20 protein-coding genes and 2 tRNA genes are annotated in these 24,681 nt (G+C 64.7%); 15 read left to right on the plus strand and 7 right to left on the minus strand.

Annotation, left to right across the window (positions count from 1 at the left end; all coding sequences use genetic code 11):
- Window positions 1–66 precede the first annotated feature (66 nt).
- A complete protein-coding gene (locus AC3RCE_RS11330; RefSeq protein ID WP_218297544.1) occupies window positions 67–1,002 on the minus strand; it encodes a glycosyltransferase family 2 protein in 936 nt (311 codons plus the stop codon).
- A 579-nt stretch (window positions 1,003–1,581) separates the two neighbouring features.
- On the opposite strand from AC3RCE_RS11330, the gene thrS reads away from it, so the two are divergent.
- From thrS to AC3RCE_RS11380, 10 genes are all read left to right on the plus strand, one after another.
- A complete protein-coding gene (thrS, locus tag AC3RCE_RS11335; RefSeq protein WP_492255212.1) occupies window positions 1,582–3,501 on the plus strand; it encodes a threonine--tRNA ligase in 1,920 nt (639 codons plus the stop codon).
- A 152-nt stretch (window positions 3,502–3,653) separates the two neighbouring features.
- Window positions 3,654–4,190, plus strand: coding sequence for a translation initiation factor IF-3 (infC, locus tag AC3RCE_RS11340; RefSeq protein ID WP_369642341.1), 537 nt, complete (start codon window positions 3,654–3,656; stop codon window positions 4,188–4,190).
- Between the two features lie 184 nt (window positions 4,191–4,374).
- On the plus strand, window positions 4,375–4,578 hold the full coding sequence (rpmI, locus tag AC3RCE_RS11345; protein ID WP_056645539.1) for a 50S ribosomal protein L35: 204 nt from the start codon (window positions 4,375–4,377) through the stop codon (window positions 4,576–4,578).
- Between the two features lie 24 nt (window positions 4,579–4,602).
- A complete protein-coding gene (gene rplT, locus AC3RCE_RS11350; protein ID WP_005795139.1) occupies window positions 4,603–4,962 on the plus strand; it encodes a 50S ribosomal protein L20 in 360 nt (119 codons plus the stop codon).
- 101 nt (window positions 4,963–5,063) lie between these two features.
- Complete coding sequence (gene pheS, locus AC3RCE_RS11355; RefSeq protein ID WP_218297542.1) at window positions 5,064–6,116, plus strand: phenylalanine--tRNA ligase subunit alpha; 1,053 nt, start codon at window positions 5,064–5,066, stop codon at window positions 6,114–6,116.
- Between the two features lie 128 nt (window positions 6,117–6,244).
- Window positions 6,245–8,692, plus strand: a complete 2,448-nt coding sequence (gene pheT / locus AC3RCE_RS11360) for a phenylalanine--tRNA ligase subunit beta (RefSeq protein ID WP_492255213.1) — start codon at window positions 6,245–6,247, stop codon at window positions 8,690–8,692.
- Between the two features lie 23 nt (window positions 8,693–8,715).
- A complete protein-coding gene (locus AC3RCE_RS11365; protein ID WP_218297540.1) occupies window positions 8,716–9,042 on the plus strand; it encodes an integration host factor subunit alpha in 327 nt (108 codons plus the stop codon).
- Window positions 9,043–9,139: 97 nt separating this feature from the next.
- On the plus strand, window positions 9,140–9,574 hold the full coding sequence (locus tag AC3RCE_RS11370) for a MerR family transcriptional regulator (protein ID WP_218297539.1): 435 nt from the start codon (window positions 9,140–9,142) through the stop codon (window positions 9,572–9,574).
- Between the two features lie 30 nt (window positions 9,575–9,604).
- Window positions 9,605–9,681, plus strand: a tRNA-Pro gene (locus AC3RCE_RS11375).
- Between the two features lie 245 nt (window positions 9,682–9,926).
- Entirely contained in the window at window positions 9,927–10,226 is a 300-nt protein-coding gene (locus AC3RCE_RS11380) for a single-stranded DNA-binding protein (protein WP_218297538.1), read from the plus strand.
- A gap of 180 nt (window positions 10,227–10,406) precedes the next feature.
- Here AC3RCE_RS11380 and AC3RCE_RS11385 read toward each other — a convergent pair whose 3' ends face one another.
- Window positions 10,407–10,610, minus strand: coding sequence for a hypothetical protein (locus AC3RCE_RS11385; protein WP_218297537.1), 204 nt, complete (start codon window positions 10,608–10,610; stop codon window positions 10,407–10,409).
- A gap of 622 nt (window positions 10,611–11,232) precedes the next feature.
- Here AC3RCE_RS11385 and nirB point away from each other — a divergent pair.
- The 5 genes from nirB to AC3RCE_RS11410 all read left to right on the plus strand — a co-directional run bounded on the left by nirB (window position 11,233) and on the right by AC3RCE_RS11410 (window position 18,908).
- Window positions 11,233–13,767 (plus strand): nitrite reductase large subunit NirB, encoded by a 2,535-nt coding sequence (gene nirB / locus AC3RCE_RS11390; RefSeq protein WP_492255214.1) that lies wholly within the window; start codon window positions 11,233–11,235, stop codon window positions 13,765–13,767.
- A gap of 206 nt (window positions 13,768–13,973) precedes the next feature.
- The gene (gene nirD / locus AC3RCE_RS11395) at window positions 13,974–14,330 is read left to right on the plus strand and encodes a nitrite reductase small subunit NirD (RefSeq protein WP_255590835.1); all 357 of its coding nucleotides are present in this window, start codon (window positions 13,974–13,976) and stop codon (window positions 14,328–14,330) included.
- 165 nt (window positions 14,331–14,495) lie between these two features.
- Window positions 14,496–15,806: a nitrate- and nitrite sensing domain-containing protein gene (locus AC3RCE_RS11400; protein WP_492255215.1), complete on the plus strand. Its 1,311-nt coding sequence runs from the start codon at window positions 14,496–14,498 to the stop codon at window positions 15,804–15,806.
- Between the two features lie 390 nt (window positions 15,807–16,196).
- Window positions 16,197–17,009: a formate/nitrite transporter family protein gene (locus AC3RCE_RS11405; RefSeq protein WP_218338790.1), complete on the plus strand. Its 813-nt coding sequence runs from the start codon at window positions 16,197–16,199 to the stop codon at window positions 17,007–17,009.
- Window positions 17,010–17,153: 144 nt separating this feature from the next.
- Entirely contained in the window at window positions 17,154–18,908 is a 1,755-nt protein-coding gene (locus AC3RCE_RS11410) for a bifunctional protein-serine/threonine kinase/phosphatase (RefSeq protein ID WP_492255216.1), read from the plus strand.
- Between the two features lie 101 nt (window positions 18,909–19,009).
- Here AC3RCE_RS11410 and AC3RCE_RS11415 read toward each other — a convergent pair.
- The 5 genes from AC3RCE_RS11415 to prfB form a co-directional block, all read right to left on the minus strand.
- A tRNA-Thr gene (locus tag AC3RCE_RS11415) sits at window positions 19,010–19,085 on the minus strand.
- A 12-nt stretch (window positions 19,086–19,097) separates the two neighbouring features.
- On the minus strand, window positions 19,098–20,105 hold the full coding sequence (locus AC3RCE_RS11420) for a class 1 fructose-bisphosphatase (RefSeq protein ID WP_218338775.1): 1,008 nt from the start codon (window positions 20,103–20,105) through the stop codon (window positions 19,098–19,100).
- Between the two features lie 23 nt (window positions 20,106–20,128).
- Window positions 20,129–22,870 carry an aminopeptidase N gene (gene pepN / locus AC3RCE_RS11425; protein WP_492255217.1) on the minus strand — a complete coding sequence of 914 codons (2,742 nt, stop codon included), beginning with the start codon at window positions 22,868–22,870 and terminating at the stop codon, window positions 20,129–20,131.
- Complete coding sequence (locus AC3RCE_RS11430) at window positions 22,854–23,528, minus strand: HAD family hydrolase (protein WP_218297529.1); 675 nt, start codon at window positions 23,526–23,528, stop codon at window positions 22,854–22,856. Before AC3RCE_RS11430 ends, pepN begins: the two co-directional genes overlap by 17 nt.
- Window positions 23,528–24,632 (minus strand): peptide chain release factor 2 gene (prfB, locus tag AC3RCE_RS11435; protein ID WP_218297528.1). Its coding sequence is split into 2 segments (ribosomal slippage): window positions 23,528–24,550 and window positions 24,552–24,632, totalling 1,104 coding nucleotides; the frame shifts between segments, so codons are not numbered across the junction. The genes AC3RCE_RS11430 and prfB overlap by 1 nt, the downstream gene beginning before the upstream one ends.
- Window positions 24,633–24,681: the final 49 nt, after the last annotated feature.

Raw genomic sequence — 24,681 nt, forward strand, 5'->3', positions numbered from 1 at the left:
TGCCATGGATGGTGTTCCCGTGCCAGGCACGGTGGCGCCGCCCTGGCGGCACCGGTGCGTATCGGGTCAAGGCCCGTCCTTGGGCAGTTCCGTGGAAACGATGTATCGCGGGCGGTACTTCACTTCGTCATAGATGCGTGCCAGGTATTCGCCAATGATTCCCAGGCCCATCATCAGAAAACTGCCGATGATCAGCAGCAGCAGTATGACCGTGGTGAATCCGTCAACCGCCATTCCACTCAATTTCATGTAAACGGTGTGCATGCCCAGGAGCACAGAGAAACACAGAAATACCGCGCCGAAAATCGTGATCAGGTGCAGGGGGAAGGAGCTGAAACTGGTGACTGCCACGGCCGCAAGGCGGATCAATCCGAAGACGGACCAGCCGGAGTCTCCAGCGACCCGCGGTTCCACTTCGAAGGGAATCTGGATCGAGCGGAAGCCCATCCAGCTCACCATGCCCCTGAAGAAAACGTTGCGCTCCTTCATGGTGAGATAGGCGTCGACAACCCGCCGGTCCAGCAGTTTGTAGTCTGAGGCACCCTTGAGGTCGTGGCCCGAGAACACCCTCAATATGAAGTAGAAGAGCTTGGCGCGTGCCGCAGACAGGCGGGTTTCGTCGCCCCTGTTCGATTTGACGGCCTCCACGATGTCGACCGTGCCGCTGCGCCATGTTTCGATCATCTGGGGCAGCAGGGAAGGGGGGTGCTGCATGTCTCCATCCATGATGACAACCGCCTTGCCCCTGGCGGCTTCCATTCCCGCGGAGACAGCGGCCTCCTTTCCAAAGTTGCGGCTCAGCTTCAGGGCCCTCAACTGCGGAATTTTCTGGGAGATGGCGCTGAGCTGGCCCCAGGTGTCATCGCGAGACCCGTCATCCACCACCACGATTTCCCAGGAGGATGCTGTCGCGCTGAGGAATCTATCCACTTCGTGCAGCGTGACGTGGATTCCCTTTTCTTCGCAGTAGACCGGGATGACGACGGAAATCTCTGGGTGCATAAACGTTCTCATAAGCCAATGGGCCCGTGGCGGCTGGTCTGCAGGGCGGACGTGCGTTGCACGGGCTGAGCGCGCGGTCATGTCCTGGCAAGAGCACTGGCGGCCCTTGCAGGCAAGTCAAGTCACGCGCCAATACACACAGGGGCATCTTCGCCAGGTATCTGGGCGTGGTATCGCTGTCGTTTCGAGTGCTGCCTGCGCTCGCGCGCATTACTGTCTCACATTTTGGCGAGCCGCCAGGCATCACGCGGTGTTTGCGAGAGCGGTGGCGTGTGTTTGCAACGCAACTGTGTGGCGCAAAAACCATTGAACCCCGGGTAAACGCCGGCACAAATGGAGGATCCAGGGCGGCAGGGGTAAAATGAAGGCAAATTCACTGCACAAGAGCGAGAAAGGCAATCTGGTTATGACACCGCGAACTACATCGGAGATGTTGACCGGCCGTTGAGGCTGGCTGTTCGCGCCTGCACGAGATTGCACACCTCCTCCAGAAAGCGCGGACCCGTTCCGCGCTTTTTTGTTTTTGGGCCTGGCGCGTGCCCGCACCCATTGCACTGATCGAAAAGAAAGAGTTATCCCATGATTCACATCACGCTTCCCGACGGCTCGCAGCGCGAATTCCCGGGTCCGGTCACGGTGGCCGAAGTGGCCGCATCCATTGGTTCGGGCCTGGCCAAAGCCGCCCTGGCCGGCAAGATTGGCGACAAGGTGGTGGACACCAGCTACCAGATCACGGCCGACAGCCCGCTGGCGATCGTGACGGCCAAGGATGCCGATGGGCTGGAAGTCATCCGCCACTCCACGGCCCACTTGCTGGCCTATGCCGTCAAGGAATTGTTCCCCGAGGCGCAGGTGACCATCGGCCCGGTGATCGAAAACGGCTTCTTCTACGACTTCTCGTACAAGCGTCCTTTCACGCCTGAAGACCTGGTGGCCATCGAAAAGCGCATGGCCGAGCTGGCCGCCAAGGACGAGCCCGTGGTGCGGCGCGTGCTGCCGCGCGACGAAGCCGTGGCCTACTTCAAGGGCCTGAGTGAGCACTACAAGGCCGAGATCATTGCCAGCATCCCCAGCAATGAAGATGTGAGCCTGTACCGCGAAGGCAATTTCGAAGACCTGTGCCGTGGCCCCCACGTGCCCAGCACGGGCAAGCTCAAGTTCTTCAAGCTCATGAAGGTGGCGGGCGCCTACTGGCGCGGCGACCACCGCAACGAGATGCTGCAGCGCATCTATGGCACGGCCTGGACCTCCAAGGAGGAGTTGCAGCAATACCTCACGATGCTGGAAGAGGCCGAGAAGCGCGACCACCGCAAGCTTGGCCGCGAACTGGACCTGTTCCACATGGACGAGCATTCGCCGGGCACGGTGTTCTGGCACCCCAAGGGCTGGGCGCTGTGGCAGGAGGTGGAGCAGTACATGCGCCGCGTGTACCGCAACAACGGCTACCAGGAGGTCAAGGGGCCACAGATCCTGGACAAGAGCCTGTGGGAGAAAACGGGCCACTGGGACAAGTACCGCGACAACATGTTCACCACCGAATCGGAAAAGCGCGAGTACGCGCTCAAGCCGATGAACTGCCCCGGCCACATCCTGATCTACAAGCAGGGCATCAAGAGCTACCGCGACCTGCCGCTGCGCTATGGTGAGTTCGGTGCCTGCCACCGCAACGAGCCGACGGGCGGCCTGCACGGCATCATGCGCGTGCGCGGCTTCACGCAGGACGACGGCCACATCTTCTGCACCGAAGAACAGGTGCTGGAAGAGTGCGCCAACTACACGGCGCTGGTGCAGAAGGTCTACAAGGACTTCGGCTTCACAGACATCATCTACAAGGTGGCTACGCGGCCCGAGGCGCGCATCGGTACCGATGAATCGTGGGACCGCGCCGAGAAGGCACTGATGGATGGTCTGCGCCATTCGGGCTGCGAGTTCGAGATCGCAGAAGGCGAGGGCGCCTTCTACGGGCCCAAGATCGAGTACACGCTCAAGGACGCGCTGGGCCGGCAATGGCAGTGCGGCACGATGCAGATCGACCCCAACCTGCCCGAGCGCCTGGATGCGGAATACGTGGCCGAAGACGGCAGCCGCAAGCGCCCGTTGATGCTGCACCGCGCCACGGTGGGCAGCATGGAGCGCTTCATCGGAATGCTGATCGAGCACTATGCGGGCGCATTCCCGGTGTGGCTTGCGCCCGTGCAGGTTTCGGTGCTCAACATCACCGATGCGCAGGCCGATTACTGTCGCGAAATTGCTGCAAAGCTGCAAAAAGCGCTGCCGAATCAAGACCTTAGGGTGGCGGTCGATCTGCGCAATGAGAAGATTACGTATAAAATACGTGAGCATTCGTTGCAAAAGCTGCCATACATCCTCGTCGCGGGCGACAAGGAAAAGGCCGCAGGCGCCGTTGCAGTACGCGGCCGGGGCAATCGTGACCTCGGTGTGATGTCCATCGAAGCGTTCGCTGAGCTGATCGCCCAGGACATCGCCACCAAAGCCTGAGTTTGATTCAAAACGTGCTTTGTCGCATGCCAGCTGTGCGGTTGTAGCTACATTTTTTGTAGTATTTTGATTGAAGGAAGATAGCCATCGCTACTGAATTTCGTGATCGTCGCCACCGTGAAGAGCGCAAGCACCGCCTGAACCGTGAAATCATGGCCCCGGAAGTCCGTCTGTCCGGGCCAGAGAATGAGCCTTTGGGCGTGGTCAGCCTCATGGAAGCCCTGCGCATGGCAGGCGAGCTGGATGTGGATCTGGTGGAAATCGCTGCCACAGCGAACCCGCCGGTGTGCCGCCTGATGGACTACGGCAAGTTCAAGTACCAGGAGCAAAAGCGCGCTGCGGAGGCGAAGGCCAAGCAGACGGTGATCGAGATCAAGGAAGTCAAATTCCGTCCGGGCACGGACGATGGCGACTACAACATCAAGATGCGCAACATCCGCCGCTTCCTGGCCGATGGTGACAAGTGCAAGATCACGCTGCGTTTCCGCGGCCGTGAAATCACCCACCAGGAACTGGGTCTGGCGCTGCTCAACCGCATTCGCGATGAGCTGGCCGATTCCATCATCATCGAGCAGTTTCCCAAACTGGAAGGCCGCCAGATGATCATGATGATCGCGCCGGGCAAGAAGAAGCCTGCTGCAGCCAAGCCGGCAGCCGCTGAAAGCACGCCTTCGGGCAGTGCGGCCTGAGCGGCCCGCGCAGAAGAGACAGAGATTTGCCAGAGGTGGCCCGCAAGGGACACTTCCGGCGATAGGCAGTGCGAAGGCACTGCCGCACAGCCGGTGAATACCGGTTGAAAAAGTGGCTCGGGGCCAACAAGTTTGCAGATCGGTTTGCAAACGCCTCACGAGCACAACGAAAAGGAGCATTCACATGCCCAAAATGAAGACCAAGAGCAGCGCGAAAAAACGTTTCCGCGTTCGTCCCGGTGGCACCGTCAAGCGCGGTCAAGCCTTCAAGCGTCACATCTTGACCAAGAAGACCACCAAGAACAAGCGCCACCTGCGTGGTGCAGTTGCTGTGCATGAGACCAACATGGGCTCTATCGCACAAATGCTGCCCGGTGCTGGCCTTTAATAACGACGAACAAGGAGTACTCACATGCCTCGCGTCAAACGTGGTGTAACGGCCCGTGCCCGTCACAAGAAAGTTCTCGCCCTCGCCAAGGGCTTCCGTGGTCGCCGCGGTAACGTCTTCCGCATCGCCAAACAGGCGGTAATGAAGGCTGGGCAATATGCCTACCGTGACCGCCGCACCAAGAAGCGCGTGTTCCGCCAGCTGTGGATCGCCCGTATCAACGCCGCTGCCCGTGAACTGGGCCTGACCTACAGCCAGTTCGCCAACGGCCTGAAGAAGGCATCCATCGAGATCGACCGCAAGATGCTGGCCGACCTCGCAGTGCACGACAAGGCTGCCTTTGGCAGCATCGTGGAGCAAGTCAAGGCCAAGCTGGCTGCTTGAGTTCACGATGAGTGGCTATCTTTTTGATAGCTGCTTGCGCAATAACAGCAAGGGCTAGGGCTTGAAAAGGCGCTAGCCCTTGTTCATTTTCAAGAGTCGATATGAACGAGTTGGATTCCCTGGTCGAGAGCGCGACGCAACTGTTTGCCCAAAGCGCCACCCCTGCTGATCTGGAAAATGCCAAGGCGCAGTTCCTGGGCAAGTCGGGTCGCGTGACCGAGCTCATGAAGGGCATGGCGCAGCTGTCGGTGGATGAGAAGAAGTCCCGCGGCGCCGCCATCAACGTCGCCAAGCAGGCCATCGAGGCCGCGCTCACCGCGCGCCGCCAGGCATTGGCCGATGCGGAACTGCAGGTCCAGCTCAAGGCAGAGGCCCTGGACGTGAGCCTGCCAGGGCGCCAGCGCGGGCAGGGCGGCCTGCACCCCGTGTCGCTCACGCTCGAGCGCATCGAGGGCATCTTCGGCTCCATGGGTTTCGACGTGGCCCAGGGCCCCGAGATCGAGACCGACTGGTTCAACTTCACCGCACTGAACACGCCGGAAGACCACCCCGCGCGTTCCATGCACGACACCTTCTACGTGGAAGGCGGCACCCCCGAGGCGCCCAACCTGCTGCGCACGCACACCAGCCCCATGCAGATCCGCCACGCGGTGCAGCATGTGAAGAAGCACCGCGCGCTGCTCGACGCCGGCCAGCCCATGCCCGAGATCCGCGTCATCGCGCCGGGACGCACCTACCGCGTGGACAGCGATGCCACGCACTCGCCCATGTTCCACCAGTGCGAAGGCCTGTGGATCGGCGAGAACGTGAGCTTCAAGGACCTGAAGGTGATCTTCACGGCGTTCTGCCGCACCTTCTTTGAAAGCGACGACCTGGTTCTGCGCTTTCGCCCGAGCTTTTTTCCTTTCACGGAGCCCAGCGCCGAGATCGACATCCAGTTCCAGACCGGCCCGCTCGCCGGCCGCTGGCTGGAAGTGGCCGGCTCCGGCCAGGTGCACCCGAACGTGGTGCGGAACATGGGTCTGGACCCCGAAAAATACATCGGCTTTGCCTTCGGCATGGGCCCCGACCGCCTGACCATGCTGCGCTATGGCGTGAACGACCTGCGCCTGTTTTTTGACGGCGACATCCGTTTTCTGTCGCAGTTCCAGTAACCAGCAGGGCCGGACGGCTGCCATTCGGGCAGCCCGGCGGTCCGCCCAGCCGTTTTCACCCTGGCGCATGTGTCCCGAGAGACCGCGCAGGGTAATTTCCGTATACGACCCCGTACAAGAGTTCGACTATGCAATTCCCTGAATCCTGGTTGCGTGAGTTCTGCAACCCACCCCTTTCGACCGCCGAGCTGGCCGAGACGCTGACCATGGCCGGCCTGGAGGTGGAGGAGCTGCGCCCCGTGGCGCCGCCGTTCGCGAAGATCGTCGTGGGCGAGATCAAGGAAGCCGTGCAGCATCCCGATGCCGACCGCCTGCGCGTGTGCCAGGTGGACGTGGGGCAGGGCGCCCTGCTCAACATCGTGTGCGGCGCACCCAATGCGCGCGTGGGCATCAAGGTGCCCTGCGCCCTGGTGGGCGCCGAGCTGCCGCCGGGCGACGACGGCAAGCCTTTCCTGATCAAGGTCGGCAAGCTGCGCGGTGTGGAAAGCCAGGGCATGCTGTGCTCGGCGCGCGAGCTCAAGCTGTCGGAAGACCACGGCGGCCTGCTCGAACTTGATGCCTCCGCGCCCGTGGGCCAGGACATCCGCGAGCACCTGAACCTGGACGACACGTTGTTCACGCTCAAGCTCACGCCCAACCTGGCGCACTGCCTGAGCGTGTACGGCATCGCCCGCGAAGTCTCCGCGCTGACCGGGGTGCCCCTCTCGCAGCCGGCCTTCCCGGCAGTGGCCTCCAAAGTCCCGGACACCCTGGCCGTGAAGATCAGTGCCACTGACCTGTGCGGCCGTTTCAGCGGCCGCGTGGTGCGCAACGTGAACACCCGCGCCACCACGCCGCAGTGGATGCTCGACCGCCTGGCGCGCTGCGGCCAGCGCGGCGTGTCGCCGCTGGTGGACATCTCCAACTACGTGATGTTCGAGCTGGGCCGTCCCTCGCACATCTTCGACCTGGACAAGATCCATGGCGGGCTGGATGTGCGCTGGGGCAAGGCGGGCGAGTCGCTCAAGCTGCTCAACGGCAACACCATCACCGTCGACGAAAAGGTCGGCGTGATCGCCGACAGCCAGCAGGTCGAGTCGCTCGCCGGCATCATGGGCGGGGACGCCACCGCCGTCTCGGACGACACCAAGCACATCTACATCGAGGCTGCCTTCTGGTGGCCCAAGGCAGTGGCCGGGCGTTCGCGCCGCTACAACTTCTCGACCGATGCGGGCCACCGCTTCGAGCGCGGCGTGGACCCTGCGCTGACGGTGGAGCACATCGAGCGCATCACCCAGCTGGTGATCGACATCTGCGGCACGCCCGAGACGGCCTGCGGCCCGATGGACGACCAGCGCGTGAACCTGCCCGTGCCCCAGCCCGTCACGCTGCGCGTGGCGCGCGCGGCCAAGGTCATCGGCATGCCGCTCACGCAGTTGCAGTGCGCTGACGTGTTCAGGCGCCTGGGCCTGCCGTTCACGGAAGGCAATGGCACTCTCACCGTGGCGCCACCGGCCTACCGCTTCGACATCACCATCGAAGAAGACTTGATCGAAGAGGTTGCGCGCATGGTGGGTTACAACAACCTGCCCACGACGCCGCCGCTGGCCCCCATCACCCCCAAGCTGCCGGCCGAGGCCACGCGCAGCCCGTTCGCCGTGCGCCGTACGCTGGCGGGCCTGGGTTACCAGGAAACCATCAACTTCAGCTTCGTGGAAGAGCGCTGGGAGCGGGAGCTGGCGGCCAACGCGCAGCCCATCAAGCTGCTCAACCCCATCGCCAGCCAGATGAGCGTGATGCGCTCGAGCCTGCTGGGCTCTCTGCTGCAGGTGCTCAAGTTCAACCTGGATCGCCGCGCCGAGCGCGTGCGCGTGTTCGAGCTGGGCCGTGTGTTCCTGCGGGATGCCAGCGTGGCCAACAGCGACACCACGGTGGAAGGCTTTCACCAGCCCATGCGCGTGGCCGGTCTGGCTTATGGACCCAACGATGCGCTCCAGTGGGGCCGCAAGGAGCAGTCGATCGACTTCTTCGATGTGAAGGGCGATCTCGAGGCCTTGCTGGCGCCGCTGCGAGCCACGTTCGAGCCGGCCGTCCATCCTGCGATGCACCCCGGCCGTTGCGCGCGGGTGCTCCTCAACGGGCGGGCCGTGGGTTTCGTGGGCGAGCTGCACCCGCAGTGGCGCCAATCGTGGGAGCTCCCGCAAGCGCCGGTGATGTTTGAACTCGAACTGGATGCCGTATTGCAGCGTGCAGTGCCCCAGTTCAAGTCCGTGGCCAAGCACCAGTCCGTCGAACGTGATCTGGCGGTGGTGGTCGCTGAGCGGGTCACCCATGCCGAGGTCATGGCGGCGGTCCAGCAAGCGGTGCCCGGCGCAATGCTGCGTTCGGCCGTGCTGTTCGATGTGTACCGGCCCAAGGCGCTGCGTGCGGGCGAAGAGGCACCCGCCGGTGGCCTGGCTCCCGGGGAGAAGAGCCTGGCGGTGCGCCTGACTCTGGGCAGCGACGAGGCGACGCTCACCGAGGCCGAGATCGATGCCGCTGTTCAAGCGGTGGTGGGGCAATTGGCCCAGCGCATGGGCGCACGGCTGCGTGTCTGATGATGTTCAAGGGAGCTGACGCCATGATCGAATTCGCCGTCGAAAGCCTGGAAACGCCAGCGCTGACCAAGGCACAACTGGCCGATCTGCTGTTTGACCAGATTGGCTTGAACAAGCGCGAGTCCAAGGACATGATCGACGCATTCTTCGACCTGATCTCGCAGAGCCTGGTGGAGGGCAAGGATGTGAAGTTATCGGGTTTCGGCAACTTCCAGATTCGCACCAAGGCACCACGGCCCGGGCGCAACCCGCGCACGGGCGAGGCCATTCCGATCAAGGCACGCCGCGTGGTGACGTTTCACGCCAGCAGCAAACTCAAGGAACAGATCCAGACGGCTGCCGGATCGTGAATTTGTGCCGTTTTTGTGACCAGAATGTTGCCGATGACTGGCGGTCCGTGCGCGTCTGCAGTACGCTAGCTGGCTGACCGGTTTGAATCCACCACCCATGGGCACCCCCCTTCCTTCGATCCCCGCCAAGCGCTACTTCACGATTGGTGAGGTCGCGGAGCTTTGTGGCGTCAAGCCCCACGTATTGCGTTACTGGGAGCAGGAGTTCACTCAACTGCGCCCCATGAAGCGGCGTGGCAACCGGCGCTACTACCAGCATCATGAAGTGCTCATGATCCGCCGCATCCGGGATCTGCTGTATGACCAGGGGTTCACCATCAGTGGCGCGCGCAATCGCCTGCAGGAGCTTGCGCATCCCGCCCGCGATGAGGCAGGGGCCGACGGCGCGATGAACGGGTTTGATTCCGAGATGCCCAGCATGCTGGTGGACAGCGCACGCGATCTTTCCATCGATGCGATGGGCATCACGCTGGACTCCAATGCGGTGCGCAAAGAATTATTTGAAATTCGGGCGCTACTTTCTCTGGGTTGACCTTTTTTCTGCATATAATCTAAGTCTTGTCGGCGTGTAGCGCAGCCTGGTAGCGCACTTGCATGGGGTGCAAGGGGTCGCGAGTTCGAATCCCGCCACGCCGACCATTGTTAGCAAAAGCCCAGAACCGAAAGGTTCTGGGCTTTTTTGCTTGGTCGCGGAAAAACATGCCACACGGCCTGGGGTGAAATGAAAGGCGGCTTGCTGCTGCGTGCTGTGCAGGCATGGTGGCGATACCGAGCCCCCGCTGATCAGCAGGCTCCCTGTCGAGGTAGTGCTGACATGTGGTCAGCCCGTGTTGCGGTTGCCCCCGCCAAAACCAAAGTAGCGGCTCGCCCCGCAAAGGACTCTCATGATCGATGGACTGGTGGCCGGCAGGCTGTATGGCGAGGCCGAGCGGCGTACTGACAAGGCCGGGAAGCCTTTTACCGTCTCCAAGGTGCGAGCAAGCACCGCGGATGGCGAGACGCTGTTCGTCAACGTGATTGCATTTGAGGCAGGGGTCTGCGCCTCCATGCACGCCCTGCGCGATGGAGACTCTGTGGCGCTGGCGGGAAGCATCACGCCAAGAGTCTGGACGGACAAGCAGGGAAACACGCGGCCCGCGCTGGACATGGTCGCGCACCGCCTGCTCACGCTGCACGGCGAATAAAAAACAAGGCGATGCAAAACTGATCCTGCGACTCGCGCTCGCCACGGCGTGACGTGCCAACGGGCGGTGCAAGAGGAGAGGGTGGGCGAGTCCAGCCGCCTGCCTGGGCGGTGCTTGCGACGGATACCCTGCCGCGCACGAAACAGCATTGAAAACGTGGCTGCTGCCAGGTCGCAGCGATCAGGTTGGTTTTTGGGGTGCTGGCTGGTCCTGCGCGAATCCCAGTGCCTTGAGTTCTTCTTCGCTCAGGTGCAGTTCCGTCAGCTCGGGTTGCCGCGCTTCGACCGTGCGCCTGCGTTCATAGTTGGTGGGCGGCCCTTTTTCCACTTGCCGGCGGTCCTTTCCGCTGCGCCTGTCCGCGCTGCCTCTGCGTTCCACGCTCATGTTGGTAGTCCTCATATAGGAAAAAAAAGCTCTGGGATTCCTGCCCTGGCTGGCCATCCTTTCAGGAGCACTGAACAGGTGTCCTGACCGGCCGGACTGCATCGTCTCAGTCTGCATGAGGCGGGCACGTTTGAAAAAGAAAGAATGGCAACAAACCAGCACACGGCACGCCTTCCAGGTATCAGAACTCCTGGCTGTCCCTGGGGCATTCCGACGAGGTCTGCCTGCGGCAATTTGTCCCAACCTGAGGCGATGCCCTGATTTGGTGATGGTTTGCACCGCATTGATGCGACTCCGTGCCGGCCGGGTCGCTGATGCCAACCCGCTTGCCCGCTCCTGGCGAGCGCTATGTGGCCGCAGGGGCTGAAAGGGCGGCATGGATATTGCGATCTACCGTTGCATGTCTGCCGGTGAAGCTGCCGTCGGACCGACCAACACCCTCCGCTAATGATGGCGGAACCCCCGGACGAGCGAGGCTATGAGCCTCTCGTGGGGTCGTTCCAATCCACACCCGTGCCGTTGCGGAGGGTGAGGTGCACTGGTTGCCTCCCTCGGGGCTGCCGATGCACAGCATCCCTGCACTTGCCCTCCGGGCGGCCCGGTCCATTGCAGGATCACTAGCATGAAAATCGTTCTCATTGGCCACGGCATGGTCGGCCACAAGTTCCTCGAAAGCCTGGCCGAGACCGGCATGACCGGCGTCGAGGTCACCGTGCTGTGCGAGGAGCCACGCCCCGCCTACGACCGGGTGCACCTCTCCGCCTTCTTCAGCGGCACCACGGCCGAGCAACTCTCCCTGGTCGAGCCCGGCTTCTTCGAGCGCACCGGCTTCACCCTGCGCCTGGCGGCGCGGGCCGCTTCGGTGGACCGCCGCATTCGCACCGTGACCACGGTCGACGGCGAGGTGCTGCACTATGACAAGCTGGTGCTGGCCACTGGCTCCAACCCCTTCGTGCCCCAGGTGCCGGGGCGCGACCGCGACCACTGCTTCGTCTACCGCACCATCGAAGACCTGGAGGCCATGCAGGCCTCGGGCGCCAAATCCAAGACCGGCGTGGTCGTGGGCGGCGGCCTGCTGGGTCTGGAATGCGCCAAGGCGCTGCGCGACATGGGCCTCGAAACCCATGTGGTCGAGTTCGCCCCGCGCCTCATGGCCGTGCAGGTGGACGAGGGCGGCGGCCGCGTGCTGCGCGCCAAGATCGAGGAGCTGGGCGTGCAGGTGCACACCGGCCGCAACACCCAGGAGATCACCGATGGTGCCCGTGCGCGCCACCGCATGGTGTTTGCCGACGGCACCTGGCTGGAGACCGACATGATCGTCTTCTCCGCCGGCATCCGCCCGCGCGACGAACTGGCGCGCCGGAGCCTGCTGGCCATCGGCCCGCGCGGTGGCGTGGCCATCGACAGCGCCTGCCGTACCAGCGACCACGACGTCTACGCCATCGGCGAATGCGCGTCGTGGAACGAGCAGACCTTCGGCCTGGTAGCCCCCGGCTACGACATGGCCCGTGTGGCCGCCCGCCACATCGCAGGCGAGACCGACGCCGCCTTCGTCGGCGCCGACATGAGCACCAAGCTCAAGCTCATGGGCGTGGACGTGGCCAGCATCGGCGACGCCCATGCGAAAACGCCCCACAGCCGCACCTGCCAGTATGTGGACGAGCGCCGCCAGGTCTACAAGAAGATCGTCATCAGCGAAGACGGCAAGCAACTGCTGGGCGCCGTGCTGATTGGCGACGCCACCGAATACGGCACGCTGCTGCAGATGGCCCTGAACGGCATCACGCTGCCCGAGGACCCCGAGTTCCTGATCTTCCCGTCCAGCGATGGCAAGGCCAAACCCGGCCTGGGCGTGGATGCCCTGCCCGACACGGCGCAGATCTGCTCGTGCAACAACGTCACCAAGGCCGGCATCTGCGAAGCCGTGGGCAATGGCGCCTGCACCATCGCAGAGATGAAGGCCTGCACCAAGGCCGGTGCCACCTGCGGCGGCTGCGTGCCCCTGGTCACCCAGGTCATGAAAGCCGAGATGGCGCGCCGCGGCATGGCCGTGAACAACCACATCTGCGAGCACTTCGCGTACTCGCGCCAGGAGATCTACCACCTGGTGCGCGTGGGCAACATCAGGAGCTTCGGCGAACTGCTGGCCCAGCACGGCAAGGGCATGGGCTGCGACATCTGCAAGCCCGTGGCGGCCAGCGTATTCGCCTCGTGCTGGAACGAGTTCGTGCTCAAGAAGGAGCTGGCCGGCCTGCAGGACAGCAATGACTACTACCTGGGCAACATCCAGAAGGACGGCACCTACTCGGTGGTGCCGCGCATGCCCGGTGGCGAGGTCACGCCCGACGGCCTGATCGCCGTGGGCCAGGTGGCCAAGAAGTACGGCCTGTACACCAAGGTCACCGGCGGTGCGCGGGTGGATATGTTCGGTGCGCGCCTGGAACAGCTGCCCCTGATCTGGGAGGAGCTGATCACCGCCGGGTTCGAGTCCGGCCATGCCTACGGCAAGTCCCTGCGCACGGTCAAAAGCTGCGTGGGCTCGACCTGGTGCCGCTATGGCGTGGGCGACAGCGTGGGCCTGGCCGTGGAGCTGGAGAACCGCTACAAGGGCCTGCGTGCTCCGCACAAGATCAAGTTCGGCGTCTCGGGCTGCACGCGCGAATGCGCCGAGGCGCAGGGCAAGGACATCGGCATCATCGCCACCGAAAAGGGCTGGAACCTCTACATCTGCGGCAACGGCGGCATGAAACCGCGCCATGCCGAGCTGTTCGCGTCCGACCTGTCCAAGGAAGACCTGGTGCGCATGATCGACCGGGTGCTGATGTTCTACGTGCGCACGGCCGACCGGCTGCAGCGCACCAGCACCTGGCGCGAGAACCTCGAAGGTGGCCTCGACTACCTCAAGGATGTCTTGCAAAAGGACAGCCTGGGCCTGTGCGCCGAGCTCGAATCGCAGATGCAGAACGTGGTCGATACCTACCAGTGCGAATGGAAGACCGCCGTGACCGACCCCGAGACGCGCAAGCGCTTCCGCTCGTTCGTGAACAGCGACAAGGCCGACGAGAACGTGCTCTTCGTCGAGGAGCGCGGCCAGATCCGCCCGGCCCGCGCGGAGGAGCGCGGCGCCAAGGTCATCCCCATCCGCCAGGCCGCCTGACATGAAGCACCCCCTGAGTCGCTTCGCGCCTTCACCCTTCTCTCGATGCGCTGTGCGAGTCCGGGAGGGGGACGCCCCCAGCGCATGCGCTGGATACGCCCCCTTCGCGGCGGGGCGGCCCTTGCGTGGGGCACTGGTGTCGGCTGCGCCAGTTGCGCGCGCTGCGGGCAACCTGTAGCGCAATGAATCAATAACGGAGAACTCCCATGAGCGCACTTCCCATGAACAGTACCGACCCCCTTGCCTGGACCGACATCTGCGCGGTCGACGACATCCTGCCCAGCACCGGCGTCTGCGCCCTGGTGGCCAACCGCCATGTGGCGGTGTTCCGCACCGGCAGCGACCAGTTCTTCGCCATCGACAACGTGGACCCGAAGTCGGGCGCCAGCGTGCTCTCGCGCGGGCTGATCGGCAACCTGGGCGAGCGCGTCGTCGTCGCCTCGCCGCTGTACAAGAACCATTTCGACCTGCGCACGGGCGAATGCCTGGAGGCGCCCGAGCATTCGGTGCGGGCGCACGGCGTGCGCGCCGAGGGTGGGCGCGTCAGCATTGCAATGGCCTGAGGGCCTGCCCTTGAGGTCTCTTGAGGCCGTGTCCCGGCAACTCTTCGGGCCGGGTTGTGCGGAAGTGCATTGCATCGCGTTCCGCGCAGGCCCCTGGAGGCTTGGCGGGCGCGCGGCAGGTTCTGGGGTTAGCATTCCCTCGTATCGATTTTCTGGAGTTCCCGCATGCCCGACCAGGCCGCGTCCCTGACCGTTTCGACCCTTGTGCTGCGCTCGCGCCAGCTGGAGATCGACGCGGTGCGCCACCTCGCCAGCCGGGCCGTTCTGGTGGACACGATCGGCCAGCTGATAGAAGGTCTGCAGCGCGAGCGCGGCGCATCGGGCGCCTACCTGGCGTCCAATGCCCAGCGTTTTGCCGACATGCGCAGCCGGATCATCCAGGAGGTGCTGCCACTGGAGGCGCGACTGCGCCAGGAATTTGCCCAGCATGTGGAACCCGAACAGGGCGCGACGGCCAAGGCCTTGTCGCTCATGGCGTGGGCCCTCCTGGGGCTTGATTCTCTGCCCGCGCTGCGCAGCCAGATTTACAAGCAGGCGATGACCGCACACGACTCGATCGCTGCGTTCAGCCACCTGATCGCGGGTCTGATCGAGCTGGTCTTCCATGTGGCCGATGCCGCGGGGCTGCCCAGCGTATCGCGCCAGCTGGTGGCTTTGCTGCACCTGGTGCAGGCGCAGGAAGAGGCGGGCCAGGAGCGCGCCATGGGCGCGCTGCTCTATGCCTCCGGCCAGGGCAGCGACGCGCACCAGCAGCGGGTGCTGCACCTCATCGACGCGCAGGAGCGCAGCCTGCGCGTGTTTTCCGAGTTTGCCGATCCGGCCCTGCGTGGACGCTGGGAGCAGCAGCAGCTTGCCCCCGGCATGGCCCAGCTGGAGCGGCTGCGGCGCACGCTGTGCGTGGTGCGCCCCGGCGCCGCCCTGGACAGCAACCTGAGCGACGCCTGGTTCGACGTGTGCACGGAGCGCATCAACGCGCTGTGGCAACTGCAGGTCGAACTGGTCCAGCGTCTGCGCGAGGACTGCGAGGCTCGCATCCTCGAAGCGCAGCAGGACCTGCAGGACTCCAGGGGCCTGCTGCGCGGCCTGCGCGACAACCCGCCGCAGCGCACGCACGCGGTGGACCGGTTCTTCGACATCGCGGTTGCACCCACGTCCGTGCCGGAGGCGGCGGCCGGCACACATGGGGCCGAATCGGCTTCGCTGCTGGAACTGCTGCAGGCCCAGTCGGCGCGCATGGCCAGCATGGAGGCCGAGCTGGAGGCGGCGCGCCGCACGCTGAACGAACGCAAGGTGATCGAGCGCGCCAAGGGGGTGCTGATGGCCCGCCTGGGCATGAACGAGGAAGTCGCCTTCCGCGTGTTGCAGAAAACCTCGATGGACCAGAACCGCCGGCTGCTCGAGGTGGCGGAGGCCACGCTGTCCCTGCCCGATCTCGCCTTTGCGCAGTCTGCGCTGTCAGGCGCCAAGTCCTCATAGATAGCGTCGCGGTGCCCCGCAACGGGGCGGGCAGGCACTGGTGACCCACTGTGGTGCCGGTGCCGCACCGAGTGGAGGCTCATTTCTTGCAGTGGTCGCCGCGCATGCGCCAGAGAGGGACGGGCCACGCTCCGATGCACCATTCCATCAGGGGTATGGAACTTGCATGGAGAGAAGTGGTTGTCGGCTAAAGGCGGCTTGCCAACCCACCGTCCGTGGTCTTCCGCGGGCAAAGGAATCGCGCATCCAAGGATAACGGCGTCCCTTGCGTCTCCTCCAGATGACTGGAGGACGGCGCAGCGGACGCCGTTTTCTTTTTTCCTCCTTGCGCGTTCCGCCGGCCCGCCGTCCGGGACGCTGTCAATAGTCTCCCGTCCCAAAGGAAATTCAATGGCCTACCTTGCCCCTGCCGAGTTCGTGACCAAGATGGTCGACTCCGGTGAATCCAAGCTCCTGATGTCCACCCGCGACACGCTGATCCGCTCCTACATGGCCGGCGCCATCCTGGCGCTGGCGGCCGCGTTTGCCGTGACCGTCACGGTCAACACCGGCAACCCGCTGGTCGGCGCCATGCTGTTCCCCGTGGGCTTCATCATGCTGTACCTGATGGGTTTCGACCTGCTGACGGGCGTGTTCACGCTCGCACCGCTGGCGGTGTTCGACAAGCGCCCAGGTGCCACCTGGGCAGGCGTGCTGCGCAACTGGGGCCTGGTGTTCGTGGGCAACTTCGCGGGCGCACTGACGGTGGCGGTGTTCATGGCCATCATCTTCACCTTCGGCTTCAGCGAGGCGCCCAATGCCGTCGGCGAGAAGCTCGGCCACATCGGCGAGGGCCGCACGGTGGGCTATGCCGCCCATGGCGCTGCCGGCATGCTCACGCTGTTCGTGCGTGCCGTGATGTGCAACTGGATGGTCTCCACCGGCGTGGTCGCCGCGATGATGTCCACCACGGTCTCGGGCAAGGCCATCGGCATGTGGATGCCGGTCATGATCTTCTTCTACATGGGTTTCGAGCATTCCATCGTCAACATGTTCCTGTTTCCCACCGGCCTGATGCTGGGCGGCAAGTTCACGCTGATGGACTATCTGATCTGGAACGAGCTTCCCACGGTGCTCGGCAATCTGGTCGGAGGCCTGACCTTCGTCGGTGCCACGCTGTATTCCACGCACTACAAGACCGCGCCCAAGCGCCACCATGCCTGAGCTTCTCCCTGAGCGACCTCGCCGCTGCGCGCTGCGGGCATGGGGACGCCGCCAGCGCGGCGGGGCGACCCCCGCGCGGCGGCTGGCGGGTGGGCCGCGCCGGTTGCATGGGCTGGCGGTGGCGTGCAGCGCCATGGACCGCTGATGGGCCACGGCACGGATCCGGGCGGGCTGCGCGTCACGCTGGGCCAGCACTCGCGGGCGGGGCGCAAGGGCGTCAACCAGGACTTCCATGGTGCCATGTTGCCCGGCGAGCCGCTGCGCGGCTCCAAGGGGATCGTCGTCGCCCTGGCCGATGGCATAGGGTCCAGCACGGTCAGCCAGGAGGCCAGCGCGGCCTCGGTGCGCAGTTTCCTGGACGACTACTACGCCACCTCCGACGCCTGGTCGGTGCGCCGCTCGGCCCAGCGCGTTCTGAGTGCCACCAATGCGTGGCTGCATGCGCAGACCATGCGCAGCCACGCGCGTTTCGACAAGGACCGCGGCTATGTGACCACCTTCAGCGCGCTGATCCTGAAAGGCCGCGATGTCCATGTGCTGCATGTGGGGGATGCGCGCATCTATCGCCTTCACGGGCAGTCGCTCGAGCAGCTGACGCAGGACCACCGTGTCCACCTGTCGTCGGCCGAATCGTTCCTGGGCCGCGCGCTTGGCACGAGTGCCCATGTCGAGATCGACTATTGCTGCCTGCCGGCCGATGTGGGGGCCCTCTACGTGCTGGCCACCGACGGTGCGTACACGCATTTCGATGCAGCCGCAGTGCATGCGGCTCTGGCACGGTTTCCCGGGGACTTCGATCAGGCCGCGCAAGATATCGTGGAGGGTGCGCAGGCCCGCGGCGCCGACGACGACATGACCCTGCAGATCCTGCGCATCGATGCGCTGCCCGATCCTGAAGCCCACCGCCTGCATGCGCTGCGCGAAGGCCTCGCGTTCGCGCCGCCGCTGTCGCCCAGGATGCGTTTCGAAGGCTACACCGTGGTGCGCGAACTGCACGCGAGCGCGCGCAGCCACGTGCACCTCGCGGTGGACGGCGCGACGGGGCAGCAGGTGGTGCTGAAGACTCCATCGACGGCGTTGCGCGATGACGCCGGCTATCTCAACAGCTTCCTGCTGGAAGAGTGGGTGGCGCGGCGTATTCATAGCCCCCATGTGCTCCGGCCACACAACAGCGACCGGCCGCGCCAGCATGTCTACGTGGCCATGGAATTCGTGGAGGGCCAGACCCTGGCGCAGTGGATGATCGACCATCCCCGCCCGGATCTCGACGCGGTGCGCAGCCTGGTGGCGCAAGTGGCGAAGGGACTGCAGGCCTTCCATGGCAAGGAAATGCTGCACCAGGACCTGCGGCCGGAGAACGTGATGATTGACCGCACGGGAACCGCCCGGATCATCGACTTCGGCTCCACGCTGGTCGCTGGCCTGGCCGAGGAAGCGCACGGCCTGGACATGGGCTCATCCATTGCCGGCACCTTGCAGTACACCGCGCCGGAGTATTTTGCGGGCATGGGGGGCAGCGCGCGTTCCGACCTGTTCTCGCTGGCGGTGCTCACCTACCAGATGCTGTCCGGGCAGCTGCCGTATGGCCTGCAGGTGGTGCGCATCCGCTCGGCGGGTGACGTGAAACGGCTGCGGTACGTGCCGATCCGCCATTTGCGGGCCGACCTGCCGGATTGGCTGGATGCCGTGCTGCAGAAGGCCTTGCACCCCGATCCGGCCAGGCGCCAGGAGGCGGTGTCGGAGTTCATCCACGACCTGCAGTCCCCAGGGCTGCGGTTCCAGCGCCGCAGGGCGGCACCGCTGGTGGAGCGCAATCCGGTCGTTTTCTGGCAGACCGCCACGCTGGTGCTGGCGCTGGCCGTGCTCTTGCTGGCCGGGTTGCGTGTTTTTGGGCGCTGAGCGGCCAGAAAGGGCGGTGCTGCCGGGCAGCAGGCCCTCCCGGCATGCGCAAAAAATAAAGCCCCGCCATTTATCCAATGGCGGGGCTTTATTTGCTGACTTGGTGCCGGAGAGATGAATCGAACACCCGACCTTCTCATTACGAATGAGCTGCTCTACCGACTGAGCTACACCGGCGTAGGCCTCAAATTATAGCGTGGAATGGTAGGCTGTCACGCGCTCCACCTCATTTTTTGATCCCAGGATCACGCTGACGCGCTCGTGCAGCTGGGTGGGCTGGATGTCCAGGATGCGCTGCTTGCCGTTGGTGGCGGCGCCGCCGGCCTGCTCCACCAGCCAGCCCATGGGGTTGGCCTCGTACATCAGGCGCAGCTTGCCGGGTTTGTTGGGTTCGCGCTTGTCCCAGGGGTACATGAAGACGCCCCCGCGGGTGAGGATGCGGTGCACATCCGCCACCATGCTGGCGATCCAGCGCATGTTGAAGTCCTTGCCGCGCGGGCCGTCCTTGCCCTGCAGGCATTCGTCGATGTAGCGCTTCACGGGCTCGTCCCAGTGGCGCATGTTGCTCATGTTGATGGCGAATTCCTTGGTGTCCTCGGGAATGCGCACGTTTTCTTCGGTCAGCACGAAGGAGCCCTGTTCGCGGTCGAGCGTGAACATGGCCACGCCGTCGCCCACGGTGAGCACCAGCGTGGTCTGCGGGCCGTAGATGCAGTAGCCCGCGGCCACCTGCTGGGTGCCGGGTTGCAGGAAGTCGCCTTCCTCCACGCCACGGTCGCCATCGGGCTTTTTCAGCACGCTGAAGATGGTGCCGATGCTCACGTTCACATCGATGTTGCTGGAGCCATCGAGAGGATCGAACAGCAGCAGGTATTCGCCTTGCGGATAGCGGTTGGGCACCAGGTAGATGCCGTCCATTTCCTCCGAGGCCATGGCCGCCAGGTGGCCGCCCCATTCGTTGGCTTCGATCAGCACCTCGTTGGCGATGATGTCGAGTTTCTTCTGGATCTCGCCCTGCACGTTTTCGCTGCTGGCCGTGCCCAGCACGCCGCCCAGCGCGCCCTTGTTCACGGCGTGGCTGATGCTCTTGCAGGCGCGGGCCACCACTTCCAGCAGCAGGCGCAGTTGCGAGGGGATGAGGCCGTCCACACGTTGCTGTTCAACGAGGTAGCGGGTCAGGCTGATGCTTTTTGCCATGTCAGTCCTTTCTTGGTCGTGGTTTATTCGGCGAGTGCACGGGTCACGACCTCGCGCACGTCGTTGGAGAGCGCGGGCCTGGCGGCAACACGGGCGATGGCTTCGCGCGCGGAGGTGCGCCAGGGGTCTGCGAGCTTCTTCCAGCGGTCCAGGGCCCGGGCCAGGCGTGCGGCCACCTGGGGATTGATGGCGTCCAGCTCGATCACGCGGTCGCTCCAGAACACGTAGCCCGCCGCGTCTGCACGGTGGAAGGCGCCGGGGTTGGCGCTGCAGTAGCTGAAGATCACGCTGCGCGCGCGGTTCGGGTTCTTCAGGCTGAAGTCAGGGTGCTGCATGAGCTGGCGCACGGCGGGCAGCACGTTGCCGCCACGGTCCGGCGCGCCGGCCTGCAGCGCGAACCACTTGTCGATGACCAGGGGTTCGTCCTTGAACAGCGCATGGAAGCGTGCCAGGGCAGGGGCCGCCAGTTCACTGCCGCTGGCCACCAGGGCGGTCAGTGCGTTGAAGCGGTCCGTCATGTTGCTGGCCACCTTGAAGCGCTGGTAGGCCTTGCCGGGCCAGACCACATCGCCCGTCTTCTGGGCGGCGATGCACAGCATGTGCAGCGCCAGCCCGCTGAGCGCGCGGCGGCCCGAAGAGACAGGATCGGGGCTGTAGCCGCCGGTGTCCTGGTTCTGCTCCCAGGCCGACTCCCAGTCCGCCTGCAGCGACAGGGCCAGCTGTTCGCGCATGGCTTCGCGCACGGCGTGGATGCGCTGCGGGTCCACCACATCGAGCTGCTCGGCGATGTAGGTCTCGGACGGCAGGGTGAGCACGAGTTCCTTGAAGGCTGCATCCAGCAGGGGGTTGCGCAGCACCGCGCGCATCGCTTCCACAAACGCGGCCGGCAGGATCTGGTGATCAAAATGGCCCCCAGCGCTTGTCTGTTGTGCGCTGTCAGCTATTGCATTGATAGCAATGCGCAGTGCCAGGCGCTGGCCCGCTTCCCAGCGGTTGAAGGCGTCGGCATCGTGCGCCAGCAAGGTGAGCAGCTGGGCATCGGTGTAGTCGATGTCCAGCACCACGGGCGCGCTGAAGTTGCGCAGCAGCGAGGGCACGGGTTCACTGTCCAGGTCCGTGAAGGTCAGCGTCTGCGAGGCTTCGGTCAGCACCACCACGCGCGAGGCTGCCTGCGCGGCGCCTTCGCCCGCCAGGTGAAGGGGCAGGGGGGCGCCGCTGTCGCCGAGCAGGCCCAGCTCCACGGGGATGACGAAGGGTTCCTTGGCGGGCTGGCCGGGCGTGGGGGCGCAGCTTTGCGACAGCGTGAGCGCATAGCAGCGCGTGGCAGCGTCGTAGCGGCCCGTGGCCCGAACGCGCGGCGTGCCTGCCTGGCTGTACCAGCGCTTGAACTGGGGCAGAAGGCGTGCAAGGTCGCTCGCGGGGTTGGCATCGGCGATGGCCTGGGCGAAGTCGTCGCAGGTCACGGCCTGGCCGTCGTGGCGCTCGAAGTACAGCTTCATGCCCCTGGCGAAGCCGTCGCGGCCCACCAGGGTGTGCATCATGCGCACCACCTCGGCACCCTTTTCGTAGATGGTGACGGTGTAGAAGTTGTTGATCTCGACGTAGCTGTCGGGGCGCACCGGGTGGGCCATGGGGCCCGCGTCCTCGGGGAACTGGGCGGTGCGCAGCACGCGCACGTCCTCGATGCGCTTGACGGCGCGGGCCGAGGGGCTGCCCGCCAGGTCCTGGCTGAATTCCTGGTCGCGAAAGACGGTCAGGCCTTCCTTCAGGCTCAGCTGGAACCAGTCGCGGCAGGTCACGCGGTTGCCGGTCCAGTTGTGGAAGTATTCGTGGCCCACCACGCTTTCGATGTTGGCGAAGTCGGTGTCGGTGGCCGTGGCCTCGCTGGCCAGAACGTACTTCGTGTTGAAGATGTTCAGGCCCTTGTTCTCCATGGCGCCCATGTTGAAGTCGCTGGTGGCGACGATCATGAAGCGCTCCAGGTCCAGCGGCAGGCCGAAGCGGGCCTCGTCCCAGGCCACGCTGTACATCAGCGAATTCATGGCGTGTTCGGTCTTGCCCAGGTCGCCGGGGCGCACGTACACCTGCAGCAGGTGCTCGGTGCCCGAACGGCTCTTGATCTTCTGCTCGCGGGCCACCAGCTTGCCCGCCACCAGGGCGAACAGGTAGCAGGGCTTCTTGTGCGGGTCCACCCACTTGGCGAAGTGGCGGCCGTCCTCCAGGTCGCCGCTGTCCACCAGGTTGCCGTTGGACAGCAGCACCGGGTACTGGGCCTTGTCGGCGCGCAGGGTGACGGTGTAGCTGGCCATCACGTCCGGGCGGTCCAGGAAGTAGGTGATGCGGCGAAAGCCCTCGGCCTCGCACTGCGTGAAGAACGTGCCCTGGCTCACGTACAGGCCCATCAGGTGCGTGTTCTTGGCGGGGCAGCAGGTGGTGAAGATCTCGAGCGCGAAGGCGTCCGTGCCCGTGGGCAGGTTCTCCAGCACCAGGCGCGAGCCCTCCATCTTGAACGAGGTGCCCTGGCCGTTGACCAGCACGCGCGCCAGGTTCAGGTCCTCGCCGTCGAGCTTGAGCGGCTGCTCGGCCACCTCGGGGTTGCGGCGCAGCAGCATGCGGTTGAGCACGCGGGTCTTGGCGGGGTCCAGGTCGAACGTGAGCTCGACGCTGTCGATCCAGTAGGCAGGCGCGGTGTAGTCCTCGCGGCGGATGGCGACGGCCGGGCCGGCGCCTTCTCCGCTTCCGTCGGCTTTATGCAGTTGCAACATGGAGGCTCTCCAGAAAGTCGGTGTTCATGAGTTCGGTGTAGTCGCGCACGGCGGCCAGCACGTGGGGCCCGGCCAGTTCCTGCGCGCTGTGCGTGCTGCAGATCGCCACGGCGCGCATGCCCGCGCGGCGCGCGGCTTCGATGCCGAAAGGCGCATCCTCGAAGACGATGCAGTGTGCGGGGCTGGCGCCGATGCGGCGCGCCGCCTCCAGGAAGATCGCGGGCTGGGGTTTGCCGGGCAGGCCTTCGTCGCCGCGCACGATGGCCAGGGGCGCGGGCTCCAGGCCCAGGCGTGTCATCGCGAACTGCACGTTGTGGATATCGCCGGCGGTGCCCACGGCCACTTTCAGGCCGCGTTCGCCGAGCTGTGCGGCAAAGCGGCGAAAGCCCGCCACTTCGGTGAAGCGGGGCCCGAACAGCTCGCGGTAGATGTCTTCCTTCTCGCGGGTGAGCGCGTCGGCCTCATCCTGCGGCACATCGCGGCCCAGCAGCTCGCGGATGCACTCGGTGCCGTTGCGGCCCGTGGTGCGCGCCATGAGATCGGGCACGTCGATGTCCATGCCGCGGCGCCGGGTGAATTCGACCCAGGCCTTGGCGTGCCAGGGCATGGAGTCGATCATGGTGCCGTCCATGTCGAAGATGATGGCCTCGGCGTGCATCACACGCCCTGCTTCAGGCTGGCTTCGATGAACGCGTCCAGATCGCCGTCCAGCACCTTCTGCGTGGCCGAGATCTCGACGTTGGTGCGCAGGTCCTTGATGCGGCTGTTGTCCAGCACGTAGCTGCGGATCTGGTGGCCCCAGCCCACGTCGGTCTTGGTGTCCTCGAGCTTTTGCTGCTCTTCCTGGCGCTTGCGCATCTCGTGGTCGTACAGGCGCGAGCGCAGTCGCTGCCACGCGATGTCGCGGTTGCCGTGCTGGCTGCGGCCGTCCTGGCACTGCACCACGATCCCGGTGGGGATGTGCGTGAGGCGCACGGCCGAGTCGGTCTTGTTGATGTGCTGCCCACCCGCGCCGGAGGCGCGGTAGGTGTCGGTGCGCACGTCGGCCGGATTGATGTCGATCTGGATCGAGTCATCGATCTCGGGGTAGACGAACAGGCTGGCGAAGCTGGTGTGGCGGCCGCCCGACGAGTCGAACGGGCTCTTGCGCACCAGGCGGTGCACGCCGGTCTCGGTGCGCAGCAGGCCGTAGGCGTATTCGCCCTCGACCTTGATCGTGGCGCTCTTGATGCCCGCCACGTCGCCCGGGGTTTCTTCCTCGACGGTGGTCTTGAAGCCCTTGCGCTCGGCGTACTTGAGGTACTGGCGCAGCAGCATGCTGGCCCAGTCGCAGGCCTCGGTGCCGCCGGCGCCGGCCTGGATGTCCACAAAGCAGTTGAGCGGGTCGGCCTCGTTGCTGAACATGCGGCGGAACTCCAGCTCTTCGATGAGCGGGCGCAGCTTGGCCGTCTCGGCCTCGATGGTCAGGAGGCCGGGTTCGTCGCCTTCTTCCTTGCTCATTTCATAGAGCTCGGTGTTATCGGCCAGCTCGCGCGTGAGCTTGTCGAGCGTGAGCACGACGGAGTTCAGCGACTTCTGTTCCTTGCCCAGCTCCTGGGCCTTCTTGGGATCGTTCCAGACCGAAGGGTCTTCCAGCGACGCGTTTACCGTGCGCAGGCGTTCGAATTTGGCATCGAAGTCAAAGATACCTCCGTAACTCTTGCGTGCGCAGGGCTAGGTCGCCGAGGGTGGTGCCGATGAGGTTGATGCGTTCTGCGTCCATGATTCTTGTCCTGTGTGTTCTGTGGAATAACCAGCGATTTTCTCATGGG

This window comes from Acidovorax sp. GW823-FHT05D11 (assembly GCF_058795695.1).

Bases quoted from the DNA above. Each gene is read 5' to 3' on its own strand.
- nirB (WP_492255214.1), top strand. From the start codon at position 11,233: ATGAAAATCGTTCTCATTGGCCACGGCATGGTCGGCCACAAGTTCCTC.
- pepN (WP_492255217.1), bottom strand. From the start codon at position 22,870: ATGTTGCAACTGCATAAAGCCGACGGAAGCGGAGAAGGCGCCGGCCCG.
- AC3RCE_RS11410 (WP_492255216.1), top strand. From the start codon at position 17,154: ATGGGCCACGGCACGGATCCGGGCGGGCTGCGCGTCACGCTGGGCCAG.
- pheS (WP_218297542.1), top strand. From the start codon at position 5,064: ATGAACGAGTTGGATTCCCTGGTCGAGAGCGCGACGCAACTGTTTGCC.
- thrS (WP_492255212.1), top strand. From the start codon at position 1,582: ATGATTCACATCACGCTTCCCGACGGCTCGCAGCGCGAATTCCCGGGT.
- infC (WP_369642341.1), top strand. From the start codon at position 3,654: ATGGCCCCGGAAGTCCGTCTGTCCGGGCCAGAGAATGAGCCTTTGGGC.
- nirD (WP_255590835.1), top strand. From the start codon at position 13,974: ATGAGCGCACTTCCCATGAACAGTACCGACCCCCTTGCCTGGACCGAC.
- pheT (WP_492255213.1), top strand. From the start codon at position 6,245: ATGCAATTCCCTGAATCCTGGTTGCGTGAGTTCTGCAACCCACCCCTT.
- AC3RCE_RS11365 (WP_218297540.1), top strand. From the start codon at position 8,716: ATGATCGAATTCGCCGTCGAAAGCCTGGAAACGCCAGCGCTGACCAAG.
- AC3RCE_RS11380 (WP_218297538.1), top strand. From the start codon at position 9,927: ATGATCGATGGACTGGTGGCCGGCAGGCTGTATGGCGAGGCCGAGCGG.
- AC3RCE_RS11420 (WP_218338775.1), bottom strand. From the start codon at position 20,105: ATGGCAAAAAGCATCAGCCTGACCCGCTACCTCGTTGAACAGCAACGT.
- AC3RCE_RS11330 (WP_218297544.1), bottom strand. From the start codon at position 1,002: ATGCACCCAGAGATTTCCGTCGTCATCCCGGTCTACTGCGAAGAAAAG.
- AC3RCE_RS11400 (WP_492255215.1), top strand. From the start codon at position 14,496: ATGCCCGACCAGGCCGCGTCCCTGACCGTTTCGACCCTTGTGCTGCGC.
- rplT (WP_005795139.1), top strand. From the start codon at position 4,603: ATGCCTCGCGTCAAACGTGGTGTAACGGCCCGTGCCCGTCACAAGAAA.
- AC3RCE_RS11405 (WP_218338790.1), top strand. From the start codon at position 16,197: ATGGCCTACCTTGCCCCTGCCGAGTTCGTGACCAAGATGGTCGACTCC.
- AC3RCE_RS11370 (WP_218297539.1), top strand. From the start codon at position 9,140: ATGGGCACCCCCCTTCCTTCGATCCCCGCCAAGCGCTACTTCACGATT.
- AC3RCE_RS11430 (WP_218297529.1), bottom strand. From the start codon at position 23,528: ATGCACGCCGAGGCCATCATCTTCGACATGGACGGCACCATGATCGAC.
- rpmI (WP_056645539.1), top strand. From the start codon at position 4,375: ATGCCCAAAATGAAGACCAAGAGCAGCGCGAAAAAACGTTTCCGCGTT.
- AC3RCE_RS11385 (WP_218297537.1), bottom strand. From the start codon at position 10,610: ATGAGCGTGGAACGCAGAGGCAGCGCGGACAGGCGCAGCGGAAAGGAC.